We start from the raw sequence: 25,251 nt of genomic DNA on the forward strand, positions 1-25,251 counted from the left end.
CACAAAATTGTAAAAAATGAATTGTTTTTCCCAAAATGAAAATGTTTACATTTTAAGATAAATTGATTTATAATGAAATCAAAGGGGCTTTTTGGGAGGGATATAAATGAATCGCATGTTCCGTGTGTTAGGTTTCTGGACAGGTATCTTTGCGGTCATGTTTTATTTAGGAAATATGAAAGATGCATCACTGCTGTTCTTCGGTCAAACTGTATTTTTTGTGTTCTTATCGTATCTCAACTTGACCGAGCGGATGTACATTTATATTTTCGGTGCTTACTTGACAATCTTTTTTGCCGCATTTACATATTATTCTGTGTTCATTATGGTTCCCGGACAGGGAGGCCATTAAAAAAAGACGATCCAGATGGATCGTCTTTTTTTATGTTTTACAAAGTAAATCCGTTGATGAACGGGTTTTGTTCCTGTTCTGTTGCAATGTCCGTCTCGGGGCCGTGCCCGCTTAACACAAGCGTCTCTTCCGGAAGTGTCAGCAGTTTTTGATGAATACTGTCCATCAGCACCTTTTGATTGCCCCCCGGCAGGTCTGTACGCCCGATCCCTCCTTTAAACAAAACATCGCCGGAAACGATCAGGTTTTCCTCTTCGGCATAATACGAGACGCTGCCCGGAGAATGCCCAGGCGTAAAGAGCATGCGGAGCGTAAAAGGGCCGATTTTAAGGTCTCCCTCTTCTTCGATCAGATGATCTGCTTTTTCTGCTGTGATCGTCTGCCCTGTAAGCAGCGCTGAACCGTTTAATGAAGGATCAGTCAGCCATTCAGCTTCATTTTTATGCACGTATACAGGAATGTTCCATTCTTTTCTGACATTGTCCACAGCTCCGATATGATCAAAATGAGCGTGAGTGAGCAATACGGCAAGAGGTTTCAGCCCGTTTTCTTTTATGTATGCATTCAGCTTCCCTGATTCGCTGCCTGGATCAAATATTAAGCAGGTGCCGTCATCATTGGATAAAATATAAGCGTTCGTCTGGATAGGCCCTAAAGGCATTCTTCTCCATTTCATTATTTTCACCTCAGATTCATCTTTCTTTGTTCCATTATGAAGGTTTTGTGAGAAACTTTCAATGAATCATGTTGTCCTCGACAAATTTGATGAAAACGGTTAAAATAAAATTGGAAATATACTGCAGGGGATCCAAGCGAAGGGGGTTTATATTGATGTTGCTCGTGATCATTTTCGGTCTAGTCACGATATTATCTGCTCTTGGGGTTCTTCGTTCTCTTAAACAAATCAACGTTCTTGGCATCTTGTTCGGCGGGGCGGCTTTTTTAGTGTTCGGATGGTTTACCGTCATGACAATTATTAACAGCGGGTATCCGACAGTCCACTAAACCCGATGCCTTTAGACAAAGACAGCCTTATTCCGTTATTTCGGAACAAGGCTGTCTTTCTTATTGACTGAAATGACGCTGAACGCTTGCAAGCTTGCCCTCCATCGTCGTTTTCTTATCACGGCGGTCGTCAATCCTGATATTTGTCGCTACTCTGTGGATGCCTTTTTGGAAAGGCGCTTCGTGAATCGTCTGAATCACCTGAAATAAATCGCTTAGTTCCCCTTCAATCAAAGTATTCATCGGTGTCAGCTGATAATTGATTTTGCCCTCTTTTTTAAATCCTTCCAAAATGGTTTGAATCTCCGCTACATACGCGCTTACGCTCGGAGTCTCGGTACCGATCGGTATGATGGTGACGTCTGCTATGGCCACTGTCCATTCTCCTTTCTATTCTTTGGTCACAAGGGGCGCTGCTGTTTTTGAGTTGAGTGAAATGATTTGATCCTGAGTATAGCCGTACAATGCATAATCCCCGTCAGGAGATAAGGTAATCGGAAGCATTTCCACTTTTTCACGAATGACTTCCCGCTTGCCTGATTTGAGGTTGACGGAAATCAGATCATACAAGGAGCCCGACTCATTTGGCTGATACGTATAAAACAGCTCATGCCGAGGGTCATAACCGTATTCCATCGGTGACAGGCTGCCATATTCCGAGAACAGCGGCAACTTGAAAGAGATTTTCTTTTCCGATGAAGAAACGTCTGAAAATATGTAGGTGCCCTGGCGCTGATCGGATGAAGGCGTTACGATGAGCCGCATATCGCCTACAATATCGAGAAGTACGGCATCGCCTGCGAGCTTCTTTTCCCGTCCGTCCGCTGTGCTGTAGGAATAAACAGGAGCCGGCTTTTCCCGGTCCCGTTCATTCCATTTGATATATTCAAAAGTGTCGGCGGAAGTCCAATGAATAAAGGCGGCCTGTGCGATGTTTTTTTCCGTTTGCTCTTCTTTTGCATCAATTAGGCTTGATTCATAATTCCAGTCTTTCGTGAATGTTGTGACATATAAAAGAGAAGGATCGAATCGATTCCAGTCCACTTGCAACTCATGCGTGCGAAATTTTTTTGCAAACAGCTGTTTCCCCTGTAAATTAAGCAAAGTTAACTTCATTTCAGAGCCGTTTCCGGCGGTTTGGATAAGAATCATGCCTTTTTCACTGTTGACTTCCGACGCTATCAGCCTGTCATCTGTCTTGTAGATCGTTTTGCCCGTCCCTTTAAATATATCATATGATTTGATTTCACTTCCTCCGACCGGATCGGTTGCGGTGTATATAACGGTTTCATTATCAAGCCATCCTGCCGTCTCATCAAAGTGCCGGTCCTTCAGCGCTATCACTTTTTTATCTTTTACTGCTGCACCGCTTTCTCTTTTCCCTTCCGGCTCCTCATGATGAACGCTTTTTGATCCTTCTTGATGCTGCGGCGTGCAACCAGCCGCAGCCACGGCCATCAGAGCGGCAATAATCAATAATGAAACTCTCAAACCGGCCATTCTCCCTCCATAAATGTTTGGCTGTCTAATTTACGATTTTCACCGTGAAAAGTTTCAGCTTTCAAAAAAACAGGATGCCCAAAGTATTCCTCTGCTTTTACAATATATATCGTCAAATTGTTTCAGCGGTAAAGGATTTTTTCCTTTGCCAAGTTCAACAGTATATCCTTCTCTTCCGTAATAATGAATAAACCAATCTCTAAATCCTGCATAGCTGTCTATATATCTGACGCCCTTATAACCGCTCAGGCGCTCAAATGTTTGGATCACATCAGCTGATTCAGGAGGCTCCAATCCCTTGTATCCCCAATAAATTTCCTCCCCCTGTGTGTGAAGCGCCACAAGCCGGTCAGGCGGCTCGTTTGCGATTAAATCCCTCATCGCTGCCGCTTCCGGTTCTGTCAGCGGTTCATCTCCGGGGTAGTCTCTGTAGGAAGGGGATTTAGGCGGTTTTCTTTGTTTTTCGATCTCCCAGAAAGACGGAAACTGATTATTTAAATCCACTCCGTTTATATTGGCTTTCCATTCCCGGAAATCCGGCTGATGCTCGTTCATCTCATCCAGCGCTTCTCTCGCGATCCCAAGATGACCGGGGCCGTTAAGTACAAGGTCAACACCGTCGGGATTAACGATCGGCACGACGGAAAGCTTTGTTGATGAAAAAATATCGAGCGGCGAAAAACCTAAAGCGGTCTGGCCTGTACATAAATGATAACAGTATTCTTTGAGCCATTTCATCAAAACAGAAGTGGTGATCCATTCATTGGCATGAAAAGAGGCATTCATATGCGTTCTTTTTCCGGCATTTTCAGCTCCAAGGAGCAGTTCATATATAGGCTGGCCCATGCTTGAGCGGCCGATGATACGGGAAGTAACAAACGGAAAGCATTCCGTCAATCTGCCAATTTCCTTTTTCAGTTCTGCTGAATCGTAAACGGCTGTTTTTGTCAGCCACTGTTCATCTTCAAACGTGTATTGATTCGCCAATAATTGCAGCTGTTCATATGTTTCTGCTGCTTGAACGTTTTTTCCTGCATGAAAAGATACTCCCGGAAAATAAAGTTCGTCCGCGGATACATTTGCATTTGCACTGATTAAAAGCGGTTCGGGTATGTTCAGAATGTCAGACAGTCTTTCCATATTCTGCTTTAACTCCGGTTTGATGTTGATGAATGCCATCAATGATCCCTCCCACAATAGCATATGAGGAATGCTCGTTTAAAAACTCTCCCGGCTTGCACTTGAAAATCGCTTTTTCAATGAGGGTTCACCCCGGTTTCGCGCGCAAAAAAAACTTCCGCCTGACAAGGCGGAAGTTCTTCTATTTTGTTAAGTTTTCTGTAATAAATTCGAGCTGGCCCTCTAATGAAATCGGATCGGAAAAATAGAAGCCGACAGGGTCGATTTTATAGACATGTTGGTTTTTGACCGCCCCAAGGTTCTTCCAAATGGATGTATTAAGCACGGCGCTGTCGTCTCCGCTTGATTCCCAAGGTCCTATAAATATATAATCTCCAGCGAAATCAGGCAGCTTTTCTAAGGAAATGCTCGTGTAGCCCGGGCCTTCGTCGATTGCTTTTTCCTTTGTCAGCTTTGTCGCCTTTAAGCCGAGATCTTGGTAAACAATGCTTCCTCCCCTTCCGAATTGATCGCCGAATACAAAGATTTCTTTACCGTTAGTTTGCATAATGGAAACCGTTTTGTTCCCGACAGCTTTTTGAACTTTTGATTTGGCCGCCGCAACTTTTTTGTCCCATTCAGCCAGCCATTTCTCCGCTTGATCTTCAGTGCCTGTCATTTTTGCGAAATCCTTCAGCCGTTCAGTGCTATTCAGACTGTCATATTTCAACGCGACCGTCGGAGCGATTTTTTCCAGCTTTTCGATATCAGCGCCTTGGGTCGTCCATACGACAATCAAGTCCGGTTTTAATTGAATAACCTTTTCAGCAGAATTTCCTTCACCTATGTTTGTCACACCATCGGTTTTCCCCTTGAAATAAGGATTCTTGAAAACCCTGTCAGGGGCGCCCACTACATTGAGACCGAGTGTCTTGAAATAGCCGAAATAATCGTCAGCCATGACAACCACCCGCTTCGGATGCTTCGGCACTTTAACCGTTCCGTTTTCAGCCTTGTATGTAATCGTTTCTTCGCTTTTTGATTTAGAAGAAGAATCTTTGCTCTCTGTTTGATTGCCGCATGCTGTCAATGCTGCGATCAATAATAGTACAAAACACGCTGCCGCGATCGTCTTACCTTTAATATTCACTCTTCATACCTTCTTTCCTGTTTGATCACCCGATAAAGAGAATCATTATCAATTATATCATAACCGGCATCGGTTTGATCATGATTTTTATGACGGCCTCTTGTCATTAAAAACAGGCCGGAACGATATCCGGCCTGCTGCATCAGCTTTCTCCGCCTAAAAAGAAGCTTACTCGTCTTTTGGCTTGGAGTCAGATTGCTTTTTTAAGCGCTCGCTGTCATAAAACCTCAGCAAGTCGCCGTAAATGATTTGATCTGAGTATGAAAGCTCCTGTTTGGCTTTTTCAATGTACGGCTCACAGCCTTTTTTATCTTTAGACGGCTCGCCTGTCGATTTATCATAGCATATGCCGTCTGTGTATACTTTGTCTTTCGTAATAAAGCTGCCGTCGCGGAGCACTGTGAACTCCGTTTTGTCTTTGGCAAACAGGTCGTTTCCAAACTGGATCTGATCGCTTGAATCGATTCCGAGAAGATTCAGTATAGTCGGTCGAATGTCGATTTGGCCGCCGACCGTGTCAATGGTTTTCGGCTCTTTATCCGTCACTCCCGGAATGTGGATCACAAGCGGGACTCTTTGAAGCTGCACTTCCTCAAAAGGGGTTACTTCTCTGCCGAGGAATTGGCTCATCGCTTCGTTATGGTTTTCGGAAATCCCGTAATGGTCACCGTATAAAACGATAACAGAATTATCGTAGAGGCCGTCTTCTTTCAGCTTTTCAATGAAACGTTTAAGCGCTTCATCCTGATAGCGGACGGTCGGGAAATATCTGTTTAACGTACGGCTTTTTGAATCGAATTCATTGATCAGTTTATCTTCCTCATCAAGCTCAAACGGAAAATGGTTTGTCAGCGTGATCAGACGGGTATAAAAAGGCTGAGGCATTTCTTTCATCAGCTCTGATGTTTGTTCGAAAAATTCCTTATCTTTCAATCCCCATCCAACTGAATTTTCTTCGTTTACATCATAGGATTTGATATCGTAAAACTTATCGTATTTAAACGTTTCGTACATAATATCCCGATTCCAGAAGCTTTTGTTGTTCGCATGGAAAATCGAGGAATAGTAGCCGTGGTTCTTCAATATTTCAGGCATTGCCGTATATTCGTTTCCTGCATTTGTAAAGAAGACCGCTCCCCTTCCAAGAGGGTAGAGAGAGTTGTCGACAATGAATTCGGAATCAGCCGTTTTGCCTTGGCCTGTCTGATGATAGAAATTCTCGAAGCTGTAGCTTTTCTTAATCAGGTCATTTAAATACGGCGTAATCTCTTTGCCGTTTAACTTTTGGTTTACGACAAAGCTTTGGGTGGATTCCAGAGAAACGAGGATCACATTCCGTCCTTTGGCGATCCCGGCCAGATCCTTGTTGGTGTCCGTGCGGTTTGCGTTGACATAGTTTTCAATCTCCGTGAGGCTGTTGCTGTCGGCCAGCGCACGCTGCGCAGACTGCTTCGACTGGATCAGCCCGTCATAGATATGGAAGTTGTAAAGGCTGATGTTTTTCACAAGAACTTCCCTATCAAACGATCTTGTCAAAAGCTGCGGTCTTTCTGTTTCAGAAATCCCTAAATTAAAAAAGAAAACGGCAGCGACAAATAGATAGTAAGCCGCGCGCTCCTTTCTTGTCGCCTTTCCGCCTGTTTTGGCAGGCTGGCGCTTGTACAGCCAAATTAAAATGGCAATATCAACGATGAGAAGCAAATCGGCCGGCATAAACAAAGAGTTGATGCTGCTTCCCAAATCGCCCATATTATTCGTCTGGAACAAAACAGGAATGGTTAAAAAGTCGTTGTAAAAACGGTAGAAAATCATGTTGGCAAGCAAGACAAACGTCAGGACGATGCTTGCCCCGATAATAAACCGGTTTCTGTTTTTTTCTTTAAAAAACAGGCCGATTCCGAATATAAACAGCAAAAAGCTTAAAGGATTGATGAACAATATAAACTCTTGCATGAAGTTTTCAATTTTAATGTTGAAGCTTGTTTTGTAGACGACATACGTTTTCAGCCACATCAGCAATGTCGCGATTAACAAAAACGAAATTTTTGAAAAAAATGACTTTCGCATTCCAAACCTCCCTATGCAGCAAGACGCATGTTTCTGCAAACGGCATTTCCACATATTGTTTATTTTAGAAAAATCGCTAAAATTACTAAATCATATCTTAACCTGTCTGTACAAAAAAATCAATCATTTTTCACATTGGCTTAAAAGTGTTAACAATGCTGCAAAGCGGTCCGAAAATGCTTTATAAAACAGGCTGCGCCTGGCTTTTCAGCCATTGGTTTTTTGCGATCCATGCACCGCCGATCACGCCTGCGTCGTTTCCAAGTGAAGCGATTACGATCTCAGCCGCCTCGCCGGCCCGCGGGAATACAAAGCGCTTGAAAGATTGTTCAACTTTGGAGCGCAGGATTTCTCCCGCTTTTGACACGCCTCCGCCGATTACGATCTTTGAAGGATTAAGCGAGCTCGCCAAGTTAGCGAGGACCATTCCTAAATGACCCGCCACATAATCGACGACTTCGCCGGCAACAGGATCGTTTTTTCTGGCGGCTTCAAAGATGTCGCGCGCCGTTATGTCCAGACATTCACGCAAGCTTGTATCTCGATGGTCAGATTCTATTTTTTCTTTGGCAATCCTGACGATGCCGGTAGCCGAAGCGATCGTTTCGATACAGCCGCTTTTTCCGCAGTTGCACGGCGCTCCGCCTTCTGGAACAGAACAGATGTGGCCGATTTCACCGCCTGCTCCGTTTTGCCCGCGGACGATTTCCCCGTTTACAATAATGCCGCCTCCAACGCCCGTTCCCAATGTAACAAGAATCAAATCCTTCGCGCCGTCTCCCGCTCCCTTCCACATTTCGCCGAGAGCTGCGATGTTCGCGTCATTTTCAATGACCGCAGCTATCCCTGTCTCTGCTTCCAGATGGTCTTTCAACGGGTAGTTTTCCCAGCCCATATTCGTCGTTTTATAAACGATGCCGGTCTCCGTATTGACGGGTCCGGGAGCGCCCATGCCGATCCATTTTAAGATGTGCTTCGGTTTGCCGAGCTCGTTCAATTTGCTGTCGATGGCTTTCGCGATGCTTACCGTAACCGTTTTCCCTGATTTATCGGTCGGGATTTCCCACTTGTGCAGGATTTCGCCATAAGCGCTTACAAAAGCGAGTTTTACTGTTGTTCCTCCAAGGTCGACCCCGACCAGCCAGCTGTCATTCATACTGATCCCCCTCTAATCCCTGTTTTATTTTCTCTTTATATTTGTGAGTTCATTCTGCAAAATTGAAACACCTTGAACCCATTGTTCTTTTTCTATCAAATTTGAAAGAAACATTTCCTTCAGTTCGTCCATCATGTATTCAAGTTCAAGCTCGCGATCTCCAAAGTAAACATAACATCCAAACTGCTTCAGCAAAAGCTGTACATCATAGGCTGTTTTCATCTGATTTCACCATTCTTTAAAGGTCTAACATTAGAGTATTCATAAAGCTGTCCGGCGTCAAGCAAAAAAAAAGCCTGTTTTCCTGCCGGAAAACAGACATTCAGCGGTCGGGATCCTGGGGATCCAAAAATACGGGTCTTCTGTTTTTCAGCGGCATCGGCGTGCGAATTGCGATATCGCGGAAGGCTCTGTAGTCAAAAGGAATAAACGGCCATAAATACGGCACATGAAACGACTTCATTCTGACGAGATAAATCACCCAGCAGAATATCGCAATGACAAAGCCGATCGGTCCGAATGCACCTGCGGCGATCAGGAGAACGATTCTTGCAAGCCTGTTCGCTATGCTCAGCTCATAGCTCGGCGTAGCAAACGTGCCGATGGCTGCGACAGCGAGATACAAGACGACTTCATGCGAGAAAAGCCCGACCTGCACCGCCACTTCGCCGATCATTAAAGCAGCTACGAGTCCGAGAGCCGTAGCAAGAGACGACGGGGTGTGGATTGCAGCCATCCGCATCATGTCGACGCCGATTTCAATAATGATGAATTGCGCAAGCAGCGGAAGGGCTCCTTTTTTTTCAGGCCCTATATATTCAAGGGCGTCCGGCAAAAGATCGGGATGGACGGAAAGCAGAAACCACAGCGGCAGCAAAAAGATCGATGCCAAGACAGATATAAAACGGACTATTCGCAAATAAGCACCCGCAAGAGGTTTGTTTCTGTACTCTTCGGCATGCTGCAGATGGTGCCAAAAAGTAACAGGGGTAATCAGCGCGCTTGGCGAGCCGTCCACAAAGACGAGAATGTGCCCTTCGTACAAATGAACGGCCGCAGTATCAGGTCTTTCTGTATAGCGGACCGTCGGATAAGGGTTCCAATGACGGCCGCCGATGTATTCTTCCAGCGTCTTTTCCGCCATTGTCAAAGCATCCGTGTCGATCGCTTCAAGCGATTGTTTCAGCTTTTTTACACTTTCCAAGTCGGCGATATCTTCCAAATAACAGATGACGACATCCGTTTTGCTTCTTCTGCCGACCTGCAGGAACTCCATTCTGAGGGAACGGTCGCGGATTCTTCGTCTCGTCAGTGCGGTGTTAAACACGATCGTTTCGACGAAGCCGTCTCTTGAACCCCTGACAACGCGTTCATTGTCGGGTTCCTCCGGATTTCTTGCCGGATACGTCCGCGCATCGATAATAATCGCATGGTCAACTCCGTCAGCAAGGAGGACAGCCGGCCCGGACAGCACCTGGTCGGCTGCTTTGTCGAGGTCATCTTCCGTATCAATTTCGATGTATGGGATATGCGTTTTGATCAGCTTTTCAAGCGGATCGTCTTCCAGATTTTCAGGTGTGAGCCTTGAGAGATTTTTAAGCAAATGATGCATAATATCATCTTTTACAAAGCCGTCGACAAGATAAAGCGACATGTCTCTATCAGCATAAACGACATCAAGCCGGATCATGTCGAAGCTTTTGTCGACACCAAGCTTTTCATTTAAATATTCAACATTTTTCGCTAAATTTTTTTGGACCGCATGCTTTTTTTTCATTGTATATTAAAAGCTCCCGTCAAATGAGTCTGTTCTAAAGACCATTTTTAACATAACGGAAGCTTTTCATACTTGATTACCGGGCGCTTTCTTTCTTTATTTCGTCCCGAAGCTTTTTATACATCTCTTCATCAGGCTTTTCTGCCAACGCTCTTTCAATGGACTGCTCGGCTTTGGCAAGCTCGCCTCTTTGGGTATAAAGCCAGGCAAGACTATAGAGAGAGGCGTGGTCCGATGGATCTTTTTCAACGACGGCCTCAAACCTTTTCTCGGCGTTTTCATACTCGCCGAGCCGAATTTCGGAATAAGCGAGCAGCCTTAAAGTGTCGCTGGAAGCGTCCGGTTTTGAGCCCGCTTCCTTCAAAGCATCCTTTACTTTTTCATACTCTCCCTCTTCATACCATTTCGCCGCCTGATGCAGCATGGCATTTTCCTGCACCGGAGCCGAATGTGTCCCAAAGTACAGGGCCCCTCCTCCGATGACAAAGATGAGGACCCAGCCTGCCAGCCGCTGGAGCGGCCTTTTTTTTCCGGGGATTCCGACCGCCAAGGCCGTCAGGAGACCGCCGATCAATCCGCCGATATGGCCAGCATTGTCAACATTTGAAATGGTGAAACCGAGGCCGAGGTTCAGAATGATGATCACAATGATATTTGTTCCGATCGTTTTTAAAAAAGCTTTCCGGTTTGAAAAAGCCAGGTACAAAAGGGCTCCCAAGCAACCGAAGATGGCTCCCGAAGCCCCTGCAGACGGATACGGACTGAACAGAAAGCTGCCGATCGATCCAAAAATCCCGGCTGATATGTATATGACAAGAAAGCGGAATGATCCAAACACCCTTTCTGCTGCGGCTCCAACAGACAATAATGCAAATGTATTAAACATGAGATGGACCAATCCGATATGAAGAACGATCGGCGTGACTAGCCGCCACCATTCCCCGGCTAACAGGAGGCTGTTTTCCTTCGCCCCGAACCGGACGAGCGTTTCGGTATTCTGGCTGCCGCCCGACATTTCCAGAAGCAGAAACATGAAGACTTGAAGCACTGCGAAAATCCAGGTAAACATCGGTTTGCCTTTCTCAAATACAGCCGCTTCCCGCCGCCTTTCTTCTTCTCTTGCTTTAGCCGCTGCCAATACTTCGGCTCTCTTCTCTTCCACATTTTCGTATCCGGCATCCTGCATTTGGCCTGTCAGCTCATCCGGCTCCATGTTTAAAGCCACGGCGAGTTTGCGTAATCCTTCTTCAGCCGAAGCGTGATCAATAAAAACCGGCACGATGCTGATCCGCTTATCTGCGACCGGATGACCGACAACATCTTCCCACTCATCTACAGGCGCTTCCTGCGACAAATAGACATTCAATATCGAGAGCTTTCGCTGACCTGATGCTGCTCTCAGGCGCTCCGCCCTTTCATAAAGAGATTCCAGGTCGCGGACGAGATCCTGTCTGAAGTCGATATCCTTCCGGAAAACGCGAACCAAATCATACGGCGCGCTCCCCCTCGCTTCAAGCCAGGCTTCTCCGAATGAAGCAGGTGCCTGCACAAGCTCAAAATCCCTGTCTAAAAGGTTCCCGATGAAATTCCAATACAAATAATCGATTGAATACATACCGACGCTCCACAATTGTTTTTGTTCATTATAACAGGAAACGCGACACTCTGCGTCTTTTAAGAGCTTTAAAAAATCCCGTTTTCAAACGGGATTCAGAATGCCTGCTGGATAAACTTATTGCGAAAAAACGGAATTCTCATCATCAAATGGATGAAATAGTGGCGGATTTGGTTTTGACCAAGAATGAAATTGATAACACGATAACGGTTTTGAAAAAATACAAGGGCTGCAATGACGCCTACTACAATAAACGTAACTTTTCTCATATGATCCCTCCTATAACCTATAACCGTATCGTGTCTCATTTTTTAATAATTATTCAGCAGTGTCGAGGCAGTTGTAAACGGCGTCTTCGGTCAAAACCTGCTTGACCGGGATGTCGTGCGGCTCATTTGGAACATGACCGATCACTTGGCACTCGAAGGCAAGCGACGCGGTATCTTTTGTAAAGCCGGCCAGGTATCTGTCATAATAGCCGCCTCCATAGCCGATTCTGTATCCTCTCCGGTCATAGCAAATTCCCGGCACAAGGATGAAGTCGATGTCTTCGGGTTCCATCCGCTCGGTTTTGTGTACGATCGGTTCCTGCAGGCCAAAATACACGACTTCAAGATCGCTTTCATCCTGATAGCTGCGAAAGTGCATCTTTTTTGTTTCAGGCATACATTTCGGAATGCACACCGTTTTTCCTTCAAGCCGGGCCTGTTCGATAATCGGTTTTGTCGGTACTTCGCGATTTCTGGATACCGTAAGGGCAATAACAGACGCTTTTTTCCACTGTTTTGATTGGAAAAGCTTCCGGTGAATCGCTTCCGCCTTTAGGTGAAACTCCTGTTCCGGCATGTTAGCCAGCCTCTTTCTGACCTCGCTTCGTAAAGAACGCTTCACATCTCTTTCCCCCTTAAAAACAGAAAAACAGCAGGAAAATCCCTGCTGCTTACTTTGTTTCGCGGTGTAATGTTGATTTTTTGTCACGTGGGCAATACTTTTTGAATTCAACGCGATCTGGATTGTTACGCTTGTTCTTTGTAGAAATATAGTTACGCTCGCCGCATTCAGTGCAAGCTAAAGTAATATTAACGCGCATTTATTTTTCCCTCCAAACTATATATCATTTCTGTTCAGACTTATCTATAATACCACTTATGATGCAGGAATGCCAGGCGTTTTTTTTAGTTTATCACGGTTTGTTAAAAAGACGTATGATATACATGATGCAAAAACATATTTTTTACATATCCAGGATCATGCAAATCAAATATATAAGCCTTTGCCGTTTGTCCGACCTTGAGCAGCTGCTCCTTATTGCCGACAATTTCTGCGAGCGCATTTGCAGCCTTATGCGGATCACTAAAATCAATTCGAAAGCCGGTCACCCGATCGATAACGAAATCGTTCCAGCCCCCGTTGATTCCGGCAGCGACGGCAGCGCCGGCGGCCATGCTTTCTTGAACAGCAATGCCGAACGGCTCATAAGAACTTGGAAAAACAGCCATTTCACAAAATGCCAGCCAGCTCTCTCTTTCCTCTTCACAAAGGAAAGGAAGAATGGTCACACTGTCCTTAATGCCCAATTCTTTTGCTATGGTCTCGATCCCGCTTTGAAGCGGCCCTTCCCCGGCAATGACAAGTTCAAGATCAGGACGCCGGCTGCGTAGCTTCTGAAAGACGTGCAGCAATTCGATAAACCCTTTTTCCGGAACAAATCTTCCGTAGGAAAAAAAGTAGGGCGCGCTTTTCATTCGTTTTTTCACCGTGCGGCTTTTTATGCGCGGATGTGGAATGACCCGGATTTGCTCAAAAGAAAGCGAAAACGCCTTTTGCATGTCTGACTTCATCATGCTGCTCAGCACGAGGATTTGATCGCTTTTTTCAGCCAGAAGCCGTTCGAGGATTGCCCTGTATGGGTGGACATATCCGTCTGCTGCCTTTTTTCGGCCGCTTTCAAGGCCGTGCACCGTGGAAATCAGCGGCACCGCCAGCACCTCGCTGAGATAAACGGCGGCAGGCGCGGTGACACCATCGTTTGCATGGACGAAATCAAATTGTCCTCTATGCTCCAGCACGATTTTGATCATCTGAAAATTCATGGCGGCTACCGCCTCTTCAAAAGAAGCGAACGCTTTTAAATCAAGCGGAATCTCCAGCGTTTCCCATCCATTGCTGTTTTGCCCGGCAGCCGTCGTGCAGACGGTAAAGCTGACTTCGTTCCGCAATAGTTCAAGGTGGCTTTTCACATAGCGCCCCGCTCCGCTCTTCGATGAAAGGGGATTTTCCAGCGACAGCAGCAATACGTTGATCAACGGGGCCGCTCCTTTCCTTCTATTAAAGAATATCTCGTATATGCGGAAAATTGAGTCGTCCAATCCTGCTGATTGTCTTGATGCTGAAAACAGCTGCTGTTTGAATGGATTCCGTTTTCCCCAAGGTAGAAGCAGTCGGATGAGAGAACGGCCAGTGACATGTTGAGCGAATTGTATATCCGGTATTCCGCTTTGTAGAAAGCGTTTCCTGCAGCGGGGAAAACCGAGGCCTCCCCTTTAAATGCACCGGTATGGATCGTCCGTGCGCTGCGCTCTCCGTTTTTTACGCAAAAGAGAAGGATTTGCTTTTCGACGTCTCTAATATTTTCAAACAGCACCGCTTCAGCCGCTGAAAGCGCAGCCTCTGAGATTTCCCAGCTCAGCCGAACGGTTTCATGATCCGGCGAAGTTATTTTTAAAATATCGTTACAAAACGAAGAATCGCCTCGAATACTATGTTGAAAAGGTTTTTTCCCGATGATTGTCCTTTTCACCGCGCGCCCTCCCGTTAAGCCTTGTTATGTATCTATCCTATTGGAAATGGCCCCGCAGGCGCAACGAAAATAAAATTCTTCGACAAAATTTTTATTTTTTGCATTAACTCCTTTTGAAGCAAGCGTTTTTATGGTATAAAAAAGAAGGAGAAAATTAGAATTGAAGGTGATGAACGTGGAAATTGCTATCATTGCGCTGCTCGTTGTCAGTATTGCGCTGATTGCATTCTCATATTTTCAAAGAGAACCGATCAAGGAAGTTGAACAGGAGTTGGAAACCCTTCAGCTGTCCGCCATGCAGGAAATCTATAAACTGAAAAAGAAGATGACCGTGCTTGAGGAAGAGCTCCTCGATTCAAATGTGGTCGTCCGCAGACCGAATGCCGGAATCAGCCAGCATATTGCGAAGCAGATTCTTTCAAAATATCAAAACGGCATGTCTGTAGACGCCATCGCAAAAGCTGAGCACGTATCTGTCGAAGATGTCAAAGCGATCATTAAAGACAATGAGAGGGTGCTTGTATGACCAGACAAAGTGTACAAGCATTTGCCGGAGGAATGATTTTGGCTACCGCCGTTCTTGCAGGCGCATTTTATTTGACGGATAACGGAAAAGCTGAAGCTTCCAAGGAGGCTCAAAACATCAGCGAAGCCGATGTCAAAACCTATTTAAAGGACAATCAGCAGGTTTCGCTGAAACGCGAGGAATACCAACAGCTGCTCCACTATAAAGAGACCGCGCTGAAGCAGGATGCTGCGTCTCAAAACAAAAAAGAGCAGGATGATGCGAAAAAAGGTTCCAAGTACAAGCTTGAAATCAAAAGCGGCATGAGCACGGCTGAGATAGCAGACCTCCTTGCAAAAGGAAAAGTAATTTCTTCCGCCGATGACTTCAAAGATTATGTGAAAAAGACCGGAAACGAATCTAAAATCCGCGCAGGTAAATACGAACTGAAGCGCGGTGACAGCTTGAAAAACATCGTCAAAACGCTGTCCAAATAAAAAAGCAGGCTGGAACGAATCAGCCTGCTTTTTTTATTGTCTCGCCGCCGGTGAAAAAAGAGGCTGCCGCTTTAAAACGGCAGCCTCTTTCTCATCCGAACCGGCCTGTTATATAATCTTTCGTCCGATGATCGTCAGGACTTGAAAACATTTTGACCGTATCATTGCACTCAATCAGCTCGCCCATCAGGAAAAACGCCGTTTGATCGGAAATTCTCGAGGCCTGCTGCATGTTGTGCGTGACGATGGCAATTGTATATTTCTCTTTCAGCTTGAGCATCAGCTCTTCGATTTTCAAAGTTGAAACGGGATCAAGGGCGGATGTCGGTTCATCCATCAAGAGAACGTCAGGATTGGTGGCCAGCGCCCTTGCGATGCAGAGGCGCTGCTGCTGCCCCCCGGAAAGTCCGAGCGCCTGGGAATGAAGACGGTCTTTCACTTCATCCCACAGCGCTACATCCACAAGCGCCTTTTCCACTCTCTCATTCAGTTCTTTTTTGTTTTTCAATCCATGGATTCTTGGTCCGTATGCGACATTATCAAAGATCGACTGGGGAAACGGGTTTCCTTTTTGAAACACCATGCCGACTTTTTTCCGTAACTCGACAAGGTCGACTTTGCTGTTGAGTACGTTCGTTCCGTTGTAGCTGATCTCTCCGGTCATTTTGACATTCGGAACCATATTGATCATGAGATTCAGCGTTTTAATGAATGTCGACTTTCCGCACCCTGACGGTCCAATGATGGCGGTAATTTCGTACTCGGGTATTGTCAAGTTAATGTTCTTTAATGCGTGATGTTCGCCGTACCATAAATTCAAGTCGTTGATCTGGTATACATCTTCTGGCTTTACAGCTGTTACAGCGCTCATACCGGCCCCTCCTTATCCAAATCTGCCGTTGATGTAATCCTCTGTCTTTTTTTCTGAAGGATTCATAAAAATCTTTTCCGTACGATCGTATTCGATTAAATCTCCGTTAAGGAAAAACGCCGTTTGATCGGAAATTCTTGAAGCTTGCTGCATGTTATGCGTGACAATGATGATCGAGTATTCCTCTTTTAAACCGACGATTAATTCCTCTATTTTCGCGTTTGAAATCGGGTCGAGCGCTGAAGCAGGCTCATCCAAGAGCAGGACTTCGGGCTTCATCGCGAGCGTCCGGGCGATGCAGAGACGCTGCTGCTGCCCGCCTGACAGCGAAAGAGCCGACTCATGCAGCCTGTCTTTCACTTCATCCCACAGCGCGGCTTTCGTCAAGCTTTCTTCCACGATCTCATCAAGCACGGATTTCCGCCGTTCGCCCGCATATTTTAATGCGTGGGTAATGTTGCTGTAAATCGATTTTGGAAAGGGGTTCGGCTTCTGAAATACCATGCCGATCTCCCTTCTCAGATTGACGACATTGATATTGGAATCAAGGATGTTAAGCCCTTCATACCGTATTTCTCCGGATGTTCTGGCTGATGGAATCAGATCGTTCATCCGGTTGATGCTTCTTAAAAAAGTCGATTTTCCGCAGCCTGACGGACCGATCAAAGCCGTGACCGCATGTTTGTCAATACGCATGGAAATGTCGTTGACGGCCCGCTTTTCTCCATAGTAAATATTTAAATTTTTCACTTCTAAAATATGCTCTTTCGCTTCAGGGAACGGAGCGATTCCGATATTGTCGCGCACGGTTTCCAAAACCGGCATCTGAACCTGAGCCATATGATTTCATCCTTCCTTCTTATTTGTTTGCCGTTAACTTTTTATGAATAAAAGAGCCGAGCCATCGGGCTGCCAGGTTAAAGATCAAGACGGACAGAACGAGAACGGCGGATGCGCCGTTTGCGATCGCTTCAGCATCGGGGATGATCCCCTGTGTGTTTACATTCCAAATATGAACGGCCAGCGTTTCAGCCGGTCTGAAAATATTGAGCGGCGATGTCTCAGAAAACGGATTCCAATCGGCAAAATTCAGTCTCGGCGTGGTTAGTCCGGCTGTAAACAGCAAAGCGGCAGCTTCGCCAAATACACGGCCCGACGCAAGAATCGCGCCTGTGATGATGGACGGCACCGCGCCAGGAATCAATACCGTTTTAATCGTGTGCCATTTGGACACGCCTAAAGCAAGGGAAGCCTCTTTTTGCTCCTTAGGTACGGAGCGGATCGCATCTTCTGTCACCCTGACCATGACAGGCAGGTTGAAAATCGTCAAAGCAAGCGCTCCTCCGATAATGCTGTACCCCCATCCGGTCAGATTTACAAACATCAGCATGCCGAACATCCCCATAACGATCGAAGGAAGGGATGACAAAACTTCAATACAGACACGGATAAAATCGGTCAATTTGTTTGCGGGCGCATATTCCGCCATATAAATTCCCCCGCCGACTCCCAGGGGAACCGTGATCAGCATCGTCAGCACGAGAATATAAAACGAGTTGAACAGCTGATCTCGAATTCCTCCGCCGCTTGACAGCGCACTTGAACGCGAAGTTAAAAAGCTGAGGCTGATATGCGAAACACCATTGATGATGATATAAGCGAACAAACCGACAAGAATAGCGGCGATTACCGCAGCAATCAATCCAAAAACACCGGTTGCTAAACGATCTGTTACTTTGCTGTTCATTACAGTTTCCTCCTGGATGACAGATAGCGGATGAGCAGGATGAACAAGAACGACATGATCAGAAGGACAAGCCCCATTGACCAGAGCGTATTGTTTTCCACGCTCCCGTATGTTGTATGGCCCATGTTCAACGTAATGATCGTTGTCAATGTCCCCGCAGGGTCTAAAAGGCTCTCAAACAGATTTCGGGAATTTCCGATGACCATCTGCACGGCCAGCGCTTCGCCGAACGCCCTCGCCATTCCCAAGACGACGGCTGTCAGAAGCGAAGGCAGCGCTGCCGGTATCAGCACTTTGCGGATCGTCTGCCAGCGGGTTGCGCCTAATGCGTATGATCCTTCGCGGAGATTTTTCGGCAGCGACATGAGCGCATCCGTTGAAATCGAAGTGACCGTCGGCAAAATCATGACAGCCAGGACGATCGTTCCCGCCAGAAGGCTGTGGCCCGATCCGCTTGACTTAAACTGTGAAATGAACGGCACTAACACTGTAAGGCCTATGAATCCATAAACGACGGAAGGAATGCCAACAAGCAATTCGACAACCGGCTGCAGCACTTTTCTGCCCCATGATGGCGCGATTTCCGTCATGAAAATCGCACCTCCTATTCCTAGCGGTGCAGCAATCAAAGATGCAAGAAGGGTCACTGCAAAAGATCCGAGTATAAACGGAAGTGCTCCGTATTCAGGGTTTTCGTTCGTTGGATTCCAATCTAGACTGGTTAAGAACTCAATTGGACTTACACCATTGGCCAGAAAAGATTGCAACCCCTTATTTCCGAGAAAAATTGTGATCGAAATCGCTGCCGCCATCATGATAAAGGCGCACGACGCAACCAAAATCCTCCCGCGGATTTCATCCATTTTGCGATTATGCTTGGAGCTGATCAGCCGCTCTTTCGCGGACAGTTTCTCTATTTTTTGAACCATTTTTTACACTCCTATAAGAACAAGTCATAAGAGGGAAAGTGTCAGGAGCACACTTTCCCGCCTTCTATTGTCATTATTTATCAGTTTGCTTTCCATCCGCGTCGCGTTTTACTTCCATGTCTGTTACTGGAATGTAGCCCTGCTCCGTCACGATGGATTTTTGAATGTCATCGCTCATCAAATAGTCGAGGAATTCTTTCGCCAAGCCTTCAGGTTCGCCTTTCGTATAAGAATGCTGGTAAGCCCAGATCGGGAATTTGCCTTTTTGTACATTTTCGGCTGTCGGCTTAACGCCGTCGATTGAAAGCGGAGTGACAGTATCATCCTTGATATACGAGAACGCAAGATATCCGATTGCACCAGGCGTTTCAGCGATTAACTTTTTCACTGTGTTTGAAGAATCTTCCGTGATTCCTTCAGCTGGAGTCTCTCCATCAAGTGCATATTTGACAAAAGTCGCGCGGGTTCCTGAAGAATCAGGACGGTTGACAAGGGTGATCTTTTGATCTTTCCCGCCTAGTTCTTTCCAGTTTTTGATTTTACCTGTGAATACCTTTTTGAGATCTTCTAACGAAATGTCATCGATGCCTACTTCAGGGTTAACGGCAGCTGCCATTCCGACAACCGCAACTTGATGATCGGTAAGTTCTTTGGCAGGAATGCCTTCTTTTTCTTCGGCAAAGACATCGGAGTTTCCGATTTGGACTGTGCCTTCAGCCACTTGGGAAAGGCCTGTACCAGAACCTCCAGCCTGAACTTGAATATCGGCATCAGGATTTTCATCCATGAATTTTTCAGCCGCTGCTAAGACAAGAGGCTGCATCGCCGAAGAACCCGAAATCGTCAAAGAACCTGAAGCCTTATTCTCTGTTTTATCGCTTTGTTTGCCTTCGTCTGCATTGTTGTTTGTACTGCTGCTTCCACAAGCTGCTGCGAAGACAACTAAAACGGACATGATGAACATCAGTGTGATTTTTTTAAATGGTTTCACTTCTTAATCCTCCCGCGTAAATGTGTAATTTGTCCTACGGGTATAGCGTAACTTTTCAGTATTAATCTTGTTTAAATGAATTATTAAGGTTTTGTAAATTAAGCTTGAACTTTGTATAGAATGCGCACGAAAAGAACGGGCGCACAAAAAAACACCTGCATGGTTCAATGCAGGTGTTTTAATGAAAAAGTCCTATTCTGTAGCTTCTTTTTCGATTTTGTCTTTATTTTTTTCGACAGTATTTTCTTTTGATTGTTTTGATTTCAGTTCAAAATACTTATCAAGCACTTTTCGGCCGATTTCGTTTGTGATCGAATATCTCTGGCCATAGTCATTATAAACCCAAGGAACGACGACGGAAATAGCGACTTCCGGATTATCGTAAGGTGCGTAGGCAACAAGCGTTGTATTGTATGTCGATGTTCCCGTTTTCGATTTGTCCGGTCCGTCATAGAAAGACTGGGCCGTTCCTGTTTTTCCAGCTGGTTTATATGAAGCAGAGGCAAACTGTCCCGCTGCCGTACCTTTTGTCATTACGCGCCTGAATCCTTTCTGGACTTCTTTTATATATTCATCGCTCATGTCCACTTTGTTCAATACTTCAGGCTGCACAGACTGTGTAACGGCTCCGATTCCTTTTTTCGAATCGGGCTCTCTGATCTCTTTCACAAGCTGCGGCTTCATGCGGTATCCCCCATTGGCAATCGTTGACACGTACTGAGCCAGCTGCAGCGGTGTGTATGTGTCATACTGTCCGATGGAAAAGTCAAGCAGGAAACCGGGCAGTCTTTGAGATCCTTTGTAGCCTGAAGCTTCATTTGGCAGATCGATTCCGGTTTTGACGCCGAGGCCGAACTGGCTGAAATAATACCTGAATGTATCAAATGCTTTTGTTTGAAGGTCGAGCGGCTGATGCGCCTTATATTGGCCTTTACCAAGGGCGATCGCCGTTTTAAACATGAACACGTTTGAAGACTTTTCAAGAGCTCCCTGGATACCCAGTGTTCCCAAGTTGCTCGCCCAAGATTTTTTCGGTTTTCCTTTTCCGATATAGAGCGGTTCATCAAGAAAAGTCGTATTTAAATTAATGGCTCCCGTCTGCAGACCTGTTAAAACAGTGGCCCCTTTGACAGCCGAGCCCATCGCATAAGAAGACGTCATCGCGCCGAGCGCATAGTCGTCAACCTTTAATTTGCCGCTTTCGTTTTTAAGCTGTTTGCCGGCAATCGATAACACTTCCCCGTTTCGCGGATCCATCATAACGACGAATGCGCGGTCGAGAAGCGGAGCGCTATGCTTGGCTTTGGCAGACTTCAGTTCATCCTCGACAATTTTTTCAATCGCTTTTTGCATATCAACATCAATCGTCAAGACTAAATCCTTTCCGCTTTTCCCCTCGGAAATGACTTCCGTATCGACGATATCCCCTGATTTATTGGTAATATTTTTCACTTTCTCTTTCTGTCCCTGAAGCACATTTTCATATTCGGCTTCGAGGTAGCTTTTTCCGACGCGGTCATTCCGGTTGTAGCCGAGCGACAAATAATGATCAAGCAGGCTTTTCGGAAGCCCTTCATTTGAATCGGATATGCTGCCGATCATCGTTCTGAGCAGACCGTTATAAGGATAATCCCGCTTCCAATCAGACGTCACATCGACTCCCGGGAGCTCGTCCAGGTGTTCGCTGACAACCGCCATTTCTTTTGCAGTTACACCTTTGTTTTTAATATACTGCGGAGTCAGCGCGTATCCAGAATCCATCTGACGCTTGATTGCCAAGACTTTCAAATCTTGATCTGTCAATTCATTCAGTTTATCTTCCGTGATCCTGTCAAGCTGCAGCTGGTATAAATCGTCTTCCTTCAGCTTGCCGTCCTTGACTTTTTTCCGGTCCTCATCGGTGATGAGCTTCTCGGCTTCTTTCGGGCGCGTTAAAATCCAGTAGTCCTTTTTATCGCGCTCCGTTATTTTATCTGTATCGATTTTGATCATTTCTGCAAGTTTTTTTGCTATTTTGAGCCTGTCCTCCTGAGAGGTCGATGATGTCCTTGTGTATGTAATGGCATTCATCGGTTTATTTTTCACGATCGTATTCAAGTTCCGGTCATATATTTTCCCCCGCGGAACGCTTGTCGAGACATCGACTTCTTCCTGCTTCTGCACTTCGTTCGTATAGTCTTCGCCAAAGACGATCTGCACCATGCCGAGGCGCACGACGACGATGGTGAAAATAATAAAAGCGAGAAGGAACAATATGTTCAACCTGATGGGGAGCGATTTGCGTTTTTCATTTTTCATTTTTTTGTTCATCATTAGCATCACCTTTTTGAAATAAAGAAAAGACACCTTATGAAAAGGTGCCAAATATATTGTAAAGTTTTTTTCGGCATTTTTCTACTATTTTCCCTTGGGGCTTACCTTTTTCCTTCTAAATAATTCGGTTCAGCTGTTTGTTTATGCGCATCTTTTCCGACCGTTTCGCGGGCGGGCTCTGTCAGACGGATATCTTTGACGAAATAGTAGATCAGCGTGTGGCCTGCCCCCAGCAAAACGAGAGAAACCGGAATGCCCAAGTCCTCCTTCAGAAGCGACACGAGCAGCAAAAAAACCAAAATCGAGACAATCCGTCCGATGTTTAAAAAAACTTCTCTGACGACAATGTATTCGATCCGCGCTTTCCGGGCATACCTCGCTTTACCGATCACATCATATGTGAGCGATGAATACGGTACGAGCAAAATCGGATAGCCGATCGCAATCGCAACAGCATACAGCAAAAGCGTCACATACGTCATATGAAACAAAATCAGAAAGAGAGCGCCGAACAGGACGAGACCGCCCATTAAAATCGCCTTTTTGCGCGCTCCCTTTTTAATAAGCCGCGTTGCGAAATAGTATGCAAAAAAAGAAACAGCTGAATTAATCAAGCCGAACTTCCCCAATGCCAACTCGCTCTTTGTCGTGATAAAGACAAAGACATTGATTAAAAAAACGAAAATCCCTTCTCTCAGCCCCTGAAAAAAATGAGCATTTGTAATGCTGCGCCAATTCGGGTCTGAATTTCGTTCCGTCCAGATTTTTTTCAAAATGTAGCGGCCGCGCGATTCACGCCTTTTTAAAAAAAAGCTCGTAATGACGGCCACTGAAAATAAAGCCAAGGACAGGCTGAAAATCACCGTGTATCCCGTGTTGTCGGCAAGCCTTGAAATGACATAGCCGGCAACAATCGGACCGATCATTCCCGCGCCGGAATTTAAAATGCCGAGGAACCCGTTAAAAAAATCTCTCGTGTCCGGCTCAGTGATTTCAAATGTCAGGACATTAAACGCAAGCCAATAAAATCCGTAGCCAATTCCGAGCACACTTCCGAGCAGCACCAGCCGTGATCCCGCATTTTCCCCCGCCAACAGCACAGTTAAATAAAATACAGCTAAAAACGAAACGCCAAACCTGAGTATAAAAACCCTGTCGATTTTTTTGGCAAGGCGGCCGGCGAACATAAAGATAATCGGCTGCATCACGACGATCGACAAATTATAAATGGCCAAATCGACAAACTGTCCGGACTGCTTCCACAGATATACATTCACAAACGTATTGGAAAGGGCAATGCTAAGAGAATAAAGGCCGCCGACTGCAAGCAGCAGCAGGAGGTCCCTGTTTAATTCCACATCGCCTATTATGTTTTTGATTCTGCTCATAACTGACTCCCCTTTACTGATCACCATTAGTCTGTCTCATCAAAAGTCAGTTATGTACTTCAGAGCAAAAGAAACGAAAAACAAACAGACCGGCTTTTCGCCGGTCTTTCAGCAGACGCTCCGCTTCGCGGACAACATAAAAAGGCCCGCTTCTCGCGGGCCTCTTTTCTCAAGCTGGATTATTTTGCTTCGCTGTAAAGGCGTGCAACTTCATCCCAGTTAACGACGTTCCAGAATGCTTTAATGTAATCTGGACGGCGGTTTTGATAATTCAGGTAGTATGCGTGCTCCCATACATCAAGACCTAAGATAGGAGTCTTGCCTTCTGAAAGAGGAGAATCTTGGTTTGGCGTGCTTGTGATTTCAAGCTCTCCGTTATTGACAACAAGCCATGCCCAGCCGGAGCCGAAACGGCCTGCTGCTGCAGCCGCAAAGTCTTCTTTGAATTGATCGAAGCTGCCGAATTTGCTGTTGATGGCTTCTGCCAATTCACCAGTTGGAGCGCCTCCTCCGTTTGGAGAAAGAAGTTTCCAGAACAATGAGTGGTTGGCATGCCCTCCGCCATTGTTGCGGACAGCTGTACGGATGTTTTCCGGTACTGCATCAAGGTTTGCAACAAGCTCTTCAACAGATTTGCTTTCAAGATCCTGTTTGCCTGCCACCGCTTCGTTCAATTTTGTAACATATGTGTTATGGTGCTTCGTATGGTGAATATTCATCGTCTCTTTGTCGATGTGAGGTTCTAACGCATCGTAAGCATAAGGTAATTCTGGAAGTTTGTAAGCCATTATCAATTCCTCCTTAATATTGTATGTATTGAAATGCCGCCTTTAGCAAGCCTTTCCTCTTTCAATTTATCAAAAGAAAAGGCTTGTTTCAATGGAAATGCTCACAAAATGATCACAAATGCATTTCAAGCGCTCACTAAACTTTATCCTTTTCCCCTTCTTTTTAAACATGCAGGGGAAAATTTTAGAGCACAGTATATAAAAAGTAGCCGATCATTATCAGCTGAATCACGCTTTTCGCAAAAACGCCTGAAATAAACCCGATCAATGAACCGATTCCGATTCTGGCCGCCGTTTTTAAATCCTTCTGATGGACAATCACCTCACCCGCCAAGGCCCCGATAAACGGACCCAAAATAATGCCCGCCACCGGTATCACAAACGGTCCGGCCAGAAGGCCGATCGTGCTGCCCCATATCGCTGCCCTGCTGCCGCCAAAGCGCTTAATGCCGAGGAGATTTGTAATATAGTCGGCGGCAAACAATACGGCTGTAAAAATGCCTTCAATGATCCAAAATAGGTAGGAGTAATGCCCGAATGTAAATAAAAATCCGTATAGAACAAAGCCGGCTACGATGAAAACGACGCTCGGAATAATGGGATAGACAAGGCCGATGAAAGCAATGACGAACATTGCCGCAATGATGATCCAATACAAAACATCCATCCGAATCCCTCCAA

29 protein-coding genes are annotated in these 25,251 nt (G+C 45.7%); 4 read left to right on the plus strand and 25 right to left on the minus strand.

Annotated features, from left to right (window positions below):
• Window positions 1-106: 106 nt before the first annotated feature.
• The gene (locus TRNA_RS34650) at window positions 107-352 is read left to right on the plus strand and encodes a DUF2626 domain-containing protein (protein WP_003183483.1); all 246 of its coding nucleotides are present in this window, start codon (window positions 107-109) and stop codon (window positions 350-352) included.
• A 37-nt stretch (window positions 353-389) separates the two neighbouring features.
• On the opposite strand, the gene TRNA_RS34655 is transcribed toward TRNA_RS34650, so the two are convergent.
• Complete coding sequence (locus tag TRNA_RS34655; RefSeq protein WP_003183485.1) at window positions 390-1,028, minus strand: MBL fold metallo-hydrolase; 639 nt, start codon at window positions 1,026-1,028, stop codon at window positions 390-392.
• A 155-nt stretch (window positions 1,029-1,183) separates the two neighbouring features.
• On the opposite strand from TRNA_RS34655, the gene TRNA_RS43345 reads away from it, so the two are divergent.
• Complete coding sequence (locus tag TRNA_RS43345) at window positions 1,184-1,357, plus strand: DUF2759 domain-containing protein (protein WP_003183486.1); 174 nt, start codon at window positions 1,184-1,186, stop codon at window positions 1,355-1,357.
• A 60-nt stretch (window positions 1,358-1,417) separates the two neighbouring features.
• Here TRNA_RS43345 and TRNA_RS34665 read toward each other — a convergent pair whose 3' ends face one another.
• The 15 genes from TRNA_RS34665 to TRNA_RS34720 form a co-directional block, all read right to left on the minus strand.
• Window positions 1,418-1,732, minus strand: a complete 315-nt coding sequence (locus tag TRNA_RS34665) for an MTH1187 family thiamine-binding protein (protein WP_003183487.1) — start codon at window positions 1,730-1,732, stop codon at window positions 1,418-1,420.
• Window positions 1,733-1,747: 15 nt separating this feature from the next.
• Window positions 1,748-2,857 carry a hypothetical protein gene (locus TRNA_RS34670; protein WP_003183488.1) on the minus strand — a complete coding sequence of 370 codons (1,110 nt, stop codon included), beginning with the start codon at window positions 2,855-2,857 and terminating at the stop codon, window positions 1,748-1,750.
• 54 nt (window positions 2,858-2,911) lie between these two features.
• A complete protein-coding gene (locus TRNA_RS34675; RefSeq protein WP_003183489.1) occupies window positions 2,912-4,036 on the minus strand; it encodes a M14 family metallopeptidase in 1,125 nt (374 codons plus the stop codon).
• A gap of 142 nt (window positions 4,037-4,178) precedes the next feature.
• Window positions 4,179-5,126 (minus strand): iron-hydroxamate ABC transporter substrate-binding protein, encoded by a 948-nt coding sequence (locus tag TRNA_RS34680; protein WP_003183490.1) that lies wholly within the window; start codon window positions 5,124-5,126, stop codon window positions 4,179-4,181.
• Complete coding sequence (locus tag TRNA_RS43905) at window positions 5,123-5,269, minus strand: hypothetical protein (RefSeq protein ID WP_016885934.1); 147 nt, start codon at window positions 5,267-5,269, stop codon at window positions 5,123-5,125. The genes TRNA_RS34680 and TRNA_RS43905 overlap by 4 nt, the downstream gene beginning before the upstream one ends.
• A 25-nt stretch (window positions 5,270-5,294) precedes the next feature.
• Window positions 5,295-7,193 (minus strand): LTA synthase family protein, encoded by a 1,899-nt coding sequence (locus TRNA_RS34685; RefSeq protein ID WP_011198117.1) that lies wholly within the window; start codon window positions 7,191-7,193, stop codon window positions 5,295-5,297.
• Between the two features lie 181 nt (window positions 7,194-7,374).
• On the minus strand, window positions 7,375-8,349 hold the full coding sequence (locus tag TRNA_RS34690; protein WP_003183494.1) for an ROK family glucokinase: 975 nt from the start codon (window positions 8,347-8,349) through the stop codon (window positions 7,375-7,377).
• 24 nt (window positions 8,350-8,373) lie between these two features.
• On the minus strand, window positions 8,374-8,571 hold the full coding sequence (locus tag TRNA_RS34695) for a YqgQ family protein (protein WP_003183495.1): 198 nt from the start codon (window positions 8,569-8,571) through the stop codon (window positions 8,374-8,376).
• A gap of 100 nt (window positions 8,572-8,671) precedes the next feature.
• The gene (locus tag TRNA_RS34700) at window positions 8,672-10,126 is read right to left on the minus strand and encodes a spore germination protein (protein ID WP_011198118.1); all 1,455 of its coding nucleotides are present in this window, start codon (window positions 10,124-10,126) and stop codon (window positions 8,672-8,674) included.
• A 76-nt stretch (window positions 10,127-10,202) separates the two neighbouring features.
• Complete coding sequence (locus tag TRNA_RS34705; RefSeq protein ID WP_009327891.1) at window positions 10,203-11,741, minus strand: rhomboid family intramembrane serine protease; 1,539 nt, start codon at window positions 11,739-11,741, stop codon at window positions 10,203-10,205.
• A gap of 95 nt (window positions 11,742-11,836) precedes the next feature.
• The gene (locus TRNA_RS43910) at window positions 11,837-12,010 is read right to left on the minus strand and encodes a hypothetical protein (protein WP_003183498.1); all 174 of its coding nucleotides are present in this window, start codon (window positions 12,008-12,010) and stop codon (window positions 11,837-11,839) included.
• A 49-nt stretch (window positions 12,011-12,059) separates the two neighbouring features.
• Entirely contained in the window at window positions 12,060-12,632 is a 573-nt protein-coding gene (locus tag TRNA_RS34710) for a 5-formyltetrahydrofolate cyclo-ligase (RefSeq protein WP_011198119.1), read from the minus strand.
• 49 nt (window positions 12,633-12,681) lie between these two features.
• Complete coding sequence (rpmG, locus tag TRNA_RS43350) at window positions 12,682-12,831, minus strand: 50S ribosomal protein L33 (protein ID WP_003183500.1); 150 nt, start codon at window positions 12,829-12,831, stop codon at window positions 12,682-12,684.
• Window positions 12,832-12,934: 103 nt separating this feature from the next.
• On the minus strand, window positions 12,935-14,047 hold the full coding sequence (locus TRNA_RS34715; RefSeq protein ID WP_011198120.1) for a glycosyltransferase family 4 protein: 1,113 nt from the start codon (window positions 14,045-14,047) through the stop codon (window positions 12,935-12,937).
• Window positions 14,044-14,541 (minus strand): hypothetical protein, encoded by a 498-nt coding sequence (locus tag TRNA_RS34720; protein WP_003183503.1) that lies wholly within the window; start codon window positions 14,539-14,541, stop codon window positions 14,044-14,046. Before TRNA_RS34720 ends, TRNA_RS34715 begins: the two co-directional genes overlap by 4 nt.
• Before the next feature lie 175 nt (window positions 14,542-14,716).
• Between TRNA_RS34720 and TRNA_RS34725 the strand changes: the two genes are divergently transcribed.
• Window positions 14,717-15,067, plus strand: a complete 351-nt coding sequence (locus TRNA_RS34725; RefSeq protein ID WP_011198121.1) for a hypothetical protein — start codon at window positions 14,717-14,719, stop codon at window positions 15,065-15,067.
• The gene (locus TRNA_RS34730; protein WP_003183520.1) at window positions 15,064-15,543 is read left to right on the plus strand and encodes an endolytic transglycosylase MltG; all 480 of its coding nucleotides are present in this window, start codon (window positions 15,064-15,066) and stop codon (window positions 15,541-15,543) included. Before TRNA_RS34725 ends, TRNA_RS34730 begins: the two co-directional genes overlap by 4 nt.
• 91 nt (window positions 15,544-15,634) lie before the next feature.
• On the opposite strand, the gene pstB (TRNA_RS34735) is transcribed toward TRNA_RS34730, so the two are convergent.
• The 9 genes from pstB (TRNA_RS34735) to TRNA_RS34775 form a co-directional block, all read right to left on the minus strand.
• The gene (pstB, locus tag TRNA_RS34735; RefSeq protein WP_003183523.1) at window positions 15,635-16,414 is read right to left on the minus strand and encodes a phosphate ABC transporter ATP-binding protein PstB; all 780 of its coding nucleotides are present in this window, start codon (window positions 16,412-16,414) and stop codon (window positions 15,635-15,637) included.
• A 12-nt stretch (window positions 16,415-16,426) separates the two neighbouring features.
• The gene (gene pstB, locus TRNA_RS34740; RefSeq protein WP_043928725.1) at window positions 16,427-17,239 is read right to left on the minus strand and encodes a phosphate ABC transporter ATP-binding protein PstB; all 813 of its coding nucleotides are present in this window, start codon (window positions 17,237-17,239) and stop codon (window positions 16,427-16,429) included.
• A gap of 34 nt (window positions 17,240-17,273) precedes the next feature.
• Complete coding sequence (pstA, locus tag TRNA_RS34745) at window positions 17,274-18,161, minus strand: phosphate ABC transporter permease PstA (protein ID WP_003183530.1); 888 nt, start codon at window positions 18,159-18,161, stop codon at window positions 17,274-17,276.
• Window positions 18,161-19,090: a phosphate ABC transporter permease subunit PstC gene (gene pstC, locus TRNA_RS34750; RefSeq protein WP_003183532.1), complete on the minus strand. Its 930-nt coding sequence runs from the start codon at window positions 19,088-19,090 to the stop codon at window positions 18,161-18,163. The genes pstA and pstC overlap by 1 nt, the downstream gene beginning before the upstream one ends.
• 73 nt (window positions 19,091-19,163) lie before the next feature.
• Window positions 19,164-20,081 carry a phosphate ABC transporter substrate-binding protein gene (locus TRNA_RS34755; protein WP_003183534.1) on the minus strand — a complete coding sequence of 306 codons (918 nt, stop codon included), beginning with the start codon at window positions 20,079-20,081 and terminating at the stop codon, window positions 19,164-19,166.
• 192 nt (window positions 20,082-20,273) lie between these two features.
• Window positions 20,274-22,394 (minus strand): peptidoglycan D,D-transpeptidase FtsI family protein, encoded by a 2,121-nt coding sequence (locus tag TRNA_RS34760; protein WP_003183537.1) that lies wholly within the window; start codon window positions 22,392-22,394, stop codon window positions 20,274-20,276.
• A gap of 101 nt (window positions 22,395-22,495) precedes the next feature.
• A complete protein-coding gene (locus tag TRNA_RS34765) occupies window positions 22,496-23,782 on the minus strand; it encodes an MFS transporter (protein ID WP_003183539.1) in 1,287 nt (428 codons plus the stop codon).
• 179 nt (window positions 23,783-23,961) lie between these two features.
• Complete coding sequence (gene sodA, locus TRNA_RS34770; RefSeq protein ID WP_003183541.1) at window positions 23,962-24,570, minus strand: superoxide dismutase SodA; 609 nt, start codon at window positions 24,568-24,570, stop codon at window positions 23,962-23,964.
• Between the two features lie 184 nt (window positions 24,571-24,754).
• Entirely contained in the window at window positions 24,755-25,237 is a 483-nt protein-coding gene (locus TRNA_RS34775; RefSeq protein WP_009327884.1) for a DUF456 domain-containing protein, read from the minus strand.
• Window positions 25,238-25,251 lie beyond the last annotated feature (14 nt).

This window comes from Bacillus licheniformis DSM 13 = ATCC 14580 (assembly GCF_000011645.1).
GTDB lineage: Bacteria > Bacillota > Bacilli > Bacillales > Bacillaceae > Bacillus > Bacillus licheniformis.

Coding starts and splice junctions, on each gene's coding strand:
- TRNA_RS34650 (WP_003183483.1), top strand. CDS start 107: ATGAATCGCATGTTCCGTGTGTTAGGTTTCTGGACAGGTATCTTTGCG.
- TRNA_RS34655 (WP_003183485.1), bottom strand. CDS start 1,028: ATGAAATGGAGAAGAATGCCTTTAGGGCCTATCCAGACGAACGCTTAT.
- TRNA_RS43345 (WP_003183486.1), top strand. CDS start 1,184: ATGTTGCTCGTGATCATTTTCGGTCTAGTCACGATATTATCTGCTCTT.
- TRNA_RS34670 (WP_003183488.1), bottom strand. CDS start 2,857: ATGGCCGGTTTGAGAGTTTCATTATTGATTATTGCCGCTCTGATGGCC.
- TRNA_RS34675 (WP_003183489.1), bottom strand. CDS start 4,036: ATGGCATTCATCAACATCAAACCGGAGTTAAAGCAGAATATGGAAAGA.
- TRNA_RS43905 (WP_016885934.1), bottom strand. CDS start 5,269: ATGCAGCAGGCCGGATATCGTTCCGGCCTGTTTTTAATGACAAGAGGC.
- TRNA_RS34685 (WP_011198117.1), bottom strand. CDS start 7,193: ATGCGAAAGTCATTTTTTTCAAAAATTTCGTTTTTGTTAATCGCGACA.
- TRNA_RS34690 (WP_003183494.1), bottom strand. CDS start 8,349: ATGAATGACAGCTGGCTGGTCGGGGTCGACCTTGGAGGAACAACAGTA.
- TRNA_RS34695 (WP_003183495.1), bottom strand. CDS start 8,571: ATGAAAACAGCCTATGATGTACAGCTTTTGCTGAAGCAGTTTGGATGT.
- TRNA_RS34700 (WP_011198118.1), bottom strand. CDS start 10,126: ATGAAAAAAAAGCATGCGGTCCAAAAAAATTTAGCGAAAAATGTTGAA.
- TRNA_RS34705 (WP_009327891.1), bottom strand. CDS start 11,741: ATGTATTCAATCGATTATTTGTATTGGAATTTCATCGGGAACCTTTTA.
- TRNA_RS43910 (WP_003183498.1), bottom strand. CDS start 12,010: ATGAGAAAAGTTACGTTTATTGTAGTAGGCGTCATTGCAGCCCTTGTA.
- rpmG (WP_003183500.1), bottom strand. CDS start 12,831: ATGCGCGTTAATATTACTTTAGCTTGCACTGAATGCGGCGAGCGTAAC.
- TRNA_RS34730 (WP_003183520.1), top strand. CDS start 15,064: ATGACCAGACAAAGTGTACAAGCATTTGCCGGAGGAATGATTTTGGCT.
- pstB (WP_003183523.1), bottom strand. CDS start 16,414: ATGAGCGCTGTAACAGCTGTAAAGCCAGAAGATGTATACCAGATCAAC.
- pstB (WP_043928725.1), bottom strand. CDS start 17,239: ATGCCGGTTTTGGAAACCGTGCGCGACAATATCGGAATCGCTCCGTTC.
- pstA (WP_003183530.1), bottom strand. CDS start 18,161: ATGAACAGCAAAGTAACAGATCGTTTAGCAACCGGTGTTTTTGGATTG.
- pstC (WP_003183532.1), bottom strand. CDS start 19,090: ATGGTTCAAAAAATAGAGAAACTGTCCGCGAAAGAGCGGCTGATCAGC.
- TRNA_RS34760 (WP_003183537.1), bottom strand. CDS start 22,394: ATGATGAACAAAAAAATGAAAAATGAAAAACGCAAATCGCTCCCCATC.
- TRNA_RS34765 (WP_003183539.1), bottom strand. CDS start 23,782: ATGAGCAGAATCAAAAACATAATAGGCGATGTGGAATTAAACAGGGAC.
- sodA (WP_003183541.1), bottom strand. CDS start 24,570: ATGGCTTACAAACTTCCAGAATTACCTTATGCTTACGATGCGTTAGAA.
- TRNA_RS34775 (WP_009327884.1), bottom strand. CDS start 25,237: ATGGATGTTTTGTATTGGATCATCATTGCGGCAATGTTCGTCATTGCT.